Genomic DNA, 4,382 nt, shown 5'->3' on the forward strand with positions numbered 1-4,382 from the left:
GCCAACTCCGGCGACACCGCCAACTCAGCCAGACGCTGAGCCCACGCCATGAACGACGACGTCTTCGAAGCCAACTCCACTACCGACGAACCTTGCTCGACCTGCAAATACGCCGAAGCCAGGTCTTCGAGCAGTACGGGCCAGGAGACCGCATCCACCACCAGGTGATGCACCACCACCAGAACCAACTGGCTGCGTTCACCGCGCTCAAAGAGGGCAACCCTCACCAGCGGCCCCTCGTGCAGGTCGAGACTGGCTTGCACCTCTGTGGCACGCGCCTCAAGGAACGCCGCCTCATCCGCACCAGCCACATCTGCGGCATCGATCACCGACACCAGATCGGCCGCCTCGGCAGCCACCAGACGCCCGACCCACTCCCCGCCCTCCTGCACAAAACGCGAACGCAGCGCGTCGTGCTGCTCAACCAGCGCACGCACCGCCACCCGCAGCAGATCAGGATCAACGCGCCCATCCACCTCCAGGACCGTCGACTGATTGAAATGCCACGCCTGCGGCATCTCCCGCCCAAGGAACCACCGCTGGATCGGAGCCAACGGGAAGTCCCCCACCACCAGACCCTGCTCGGCATCAGCCGCACTCTCACCCGCCGCCACCGACGCCAGACCCGCCACCGTCTGGTGATCGAACAGCTGCGCCACCGTCACATGAACACCCAGCTCCCGCGCCCGGGCCACCACACGGATACTCACAATCGAGTCACCGCCCAGCTCGAAGAAGTTGTCCTCGACCCCGACCCGCTCCACACCCAGAACCTGCGCCCACACCTCCGCCAACACCCGCTCAACCTCAGAACGCGGCGCAACAAACTCCCCCGCCGAGCCCACACGTGCCCCGTCCGGCTCGGGCAGCGCAGAACGGTCAACCTTGCCGTTCGGGGTCAGCGGCAGCGCCGCAAGCTCCACGAAGGCCGACGGGACCATGAAGGCAGGAAGGGACAGCTGCAAGTGATCCCGCAGATCGCCGACGGCAGGGATGCCCTCGGCCTGGTCCTCAGGAACCACATAGGCCACGAGACGCTGCTCGCTCCCGGCCCCAAAGGTGGTCACCACGGCAGTGCGCACGCCAGGGTGAGCGGCCAGCGCCGTTACGATCTCGCCCGGCTCGATCCGGAACCCACGCACCTTCACCTGGTCATCTGCGCGACCCAGGAACTCCAGATCCCCACCCGGCAGCGCGCGCACCCGGTCGCCGGAGCGGTACATGCGCGTGCTGCCCCCGGCGAAGGGGTCCGCGACGAATCGCTCGGCGCTCAGGGCCGGCCGGTCACGGTAGCCGCGTGCCACACCGGTACCGGCGATGTACAGCTCACCGGCCACACCGATCGGGACCGGGCGCAGCTGGTCGTCGAGGACGTAGACGCGGGTGTTGGCCATCGGGGTGCCGATCGAAGGAACACCCTGCCCATCCGGGTCGAGGACGGCGATGCTCGCGCAGACCGTGGCCTCGGTCGGGCCGTACGCGTTCAGCAGCCGGTACTCGCTCCGCCACGCGGCGGCCGTCGCCTCCTCCAGCCGCTCACCCGCCGTCACCAGCGTCCTCAGACCGGCAAGGTCAGCCGGGTCCAGCACAGCCAGGAGCGACGGCGGCAACGTCGCCACCCGCACCTCCCGCTCCCGCACCAACGCGGCAAGCGCCCGAGGCTCACCCCGCTCCTCCCCCGTCGCCACGACCAACCTGCCACCCGCCGCCAACGTCACCGCAACCTCGGAAACCGCCGCGTCGAAGCCGAACGGAGCGAACTGCAACACCCCATCACCCGCACCGACCCCAAACACCTGGGCCTGCGCCAACGCCAGGTTCACCACACCACCGTGCGCGACCTGCACACCCTTCGGCCGCCCGGTCGAACCCGACGTATAGATGACATACGCCAACTGGTCAGCTGTCGTCGTCACTTCAGGCGCTGTCGACGGCAGTTCCGCCAGGGCACGCACCACTGCCGGGGAGTCCAGCCGAATCACGGTGTCCGCCGACAGGCCCTCGGCCGCCGAGCCTTCGCACACCAGCACCTGCACACCGCTGTCGGCAAGCATGAACTCAAGCCGTTCGACAGGGTATTCGGCGTCGAGCGGCAGGTAGGCGGCACCCGCCTGCCACACCGCGAGCGCCGCCGCGACCATGTCGATACCGCGTGGCAGGCACAGGGCCACCACCGACTCCGAACCGACGCCGGCACCGCGTAGATAGTGCGCAAGACGGTTCGCACGCGCCTGCAGGTCCCCGTACTCCAGGGATGCTTCACCGCACACCACCGCTACCGCATCCGGGCGCTCGGCCGCCCGTGCCGCGATCAGCTCATGCACACCGCCTACCGCAGGCAGCGGCTCGGCGGTGCCATTCCGCTCGTGCACCATGTGGGCCTGCTCGGCCTCGGTCAGCACGGACAGGTCGTCGACGCGCCGGCCCGCGTTCTCGGCAATGGCGTCGAGGAGTGTGACAAGGTTGCCTGCCATCCGCTCGATCGTGGCAGGGTCGAACAGCTCACTGCTGTACTGGAACTCTCCCGAAAGTTCGTCGCCGAACGCTCCCAGCGTGACCACCAGGTCGAACCTCACGGGCAGCGCGTCCGGCTCGGGTTCCTGATGGTCGGCAGAGACCTCGGTTTCGCGGGCGGCGGCTTCGTCGGCGGCGCCGGACTGCCCATTGTCGTAGTCGAAGAGGACTTGGAACAGCGGGCTGCGTGAGCGGTCGCGTTCCGTGACGAGTTCGTCCACCAGCTGCTCGAACGGCAGGTCCTGGTGGGCGTAGGCGCCCAGCGCCATTTCTCGTACGCGCCCCAGCAGTTCGGTGAACGTAGGGCCGCCGGACAGGTCGGTTCGCATCACGAGTGTGTTGACGAAGAAGCCGATCAGGCCCTCGGTCTCGGCCCGGTTCCGGTTCGCCACCGGTGTTCCCACGACCACATCGTCGGAGCCTGCATACCGGCCAAGCAGAACATTGAACGCCGCCAGCAACGTCATCGACATCGTGGCGCCACCCTCGCGGGAGATGGCCCGCAGTCGCTGCGCCGTCTGTGCCGACACGCGGAAGTCGACAAATCCCCCCTCGGTGGACCGGACTGCGGGGCGCGGCCGGTCGGTGGGTAGTTCGAGCGTCGGTACCCCGCCCAGCTGGTCGCGCCAGTAGGTGAGTTGGGAGTCGAGGACGTCGCCGGTCAGCCATTCGCGCTGCCAGACGGCGAAGTCGGCGTACTGCACCTCCAGCGGCGACAGCGGGTCCGCCTCGCCGGTGCGGAATGCCTCGTAAAGGGCCGCAAGCTCGCGCCGCAGAATCCGGCCCGACCACTCGTCCGACACCACGTGATGCATGGACAACGCCAGCACATGCTCGTGCACGGCAACCTTGATCAGCGTGGCACGAAGCAGCGGCCCGCGCGCCAGATCGAACGGGACCTGCGCATCCGCCGCCACGACGGCCCGGACCGCCACCACCGGATCCACTCCGGCCGGCACATCCACCACCGGCAGGTCGAAGGGCGCCGGCTCGTCAATCACCTGATGAGCCACACCATCCGCACCCGCCACCAGACGCGTCCGCAGCACCTCGTGCCGCGCCACCACACCACCCAACGCCGCACGCAGAGCGGCCACATCCAAGTCCCCGTCCCAGCGCACGGATGTCGACAGGTTGTACTCGGACGATCCCGGCTCCAACTGGTCGAGGAACCACAGCCGTTGCTGGCCGAAGGACAGCGGCAGCGCGTGGTCCCGGTCGACCGCCACCACCGGAGGAGCCACGACGGCGGTACCGGCACCCTCGATCACCGCGGCGAGCTCCCGCACAGTCGGCTCGTCGAAGAGTGCCGACAGCGGCACCTCGACGCCGAACACCTCGCGGATACGAGAGATCACCTGGGTGGCAAGGAGGGAGTGCCCACCCAGTTCGAAGAAGTTGTCCTCGACACCTATCTGTTCGGCGTCGAGAACCTGCGCCCACACCTCGGCCAGAATCCGCTCCACCTCGGTACGCGGTGCAACAAATCCCGACTGGTCCTGAAGCACGCTGTCGGGAGCCGGCAGTGCGGCGTGGTTGAGTTTGCCGTTCGCGGTCAGCGGGAGCTCGCTCAGCTCGACGAACACCGACGGAACCATGTATTCCGGCAACCGCCCACCCAGGAACCCACGCAACTCCCCGACCGTGGGTATGCCCACGTCCTGACCATCCGGGACCAGATACGCCACCAGACGGCGCTCCGACCCATCCCCGCTCGCTGTCACCACCGCGGAGCGGACCTGCGCATGCCCGGTCAGAGCCGCCTCCACCTCGCCCGGCTCGATACGGAAACCACGCACCTTGATCTGCGTATCCACCCGCCCCACAAACTCCAGCCGGCCATCACCCAGCCACCGCACCCGGTCGCC

Annotated in this window: 1 protein-coding gene; it reads right to left on the reverse strand. The window is 68.2% G+C overall.

Annotation, left to right across the window (positions count from 1 at the left end; genetic code table 11):
- On the reverse strand, window positions 1–4,331 hold a 4,331-nt coding region (locus ACFT7S_RS38510; protein WP_382741182.1), incomplete at its 3' end, for an amino acid adenylation domain-containing protein.
- Window positions 4,332–4,382 lie beyond the last annotated feature (51 nt).

Origin of the sequence: Streptomyces sp. NPDC057136 (assembly GCF_042670885.1) — a bacterium.
GTDB lineage: Bacteria > Actinomycetota > Actinomycetes > Streptomycetales > Streptomycetaceae > Streptomyces.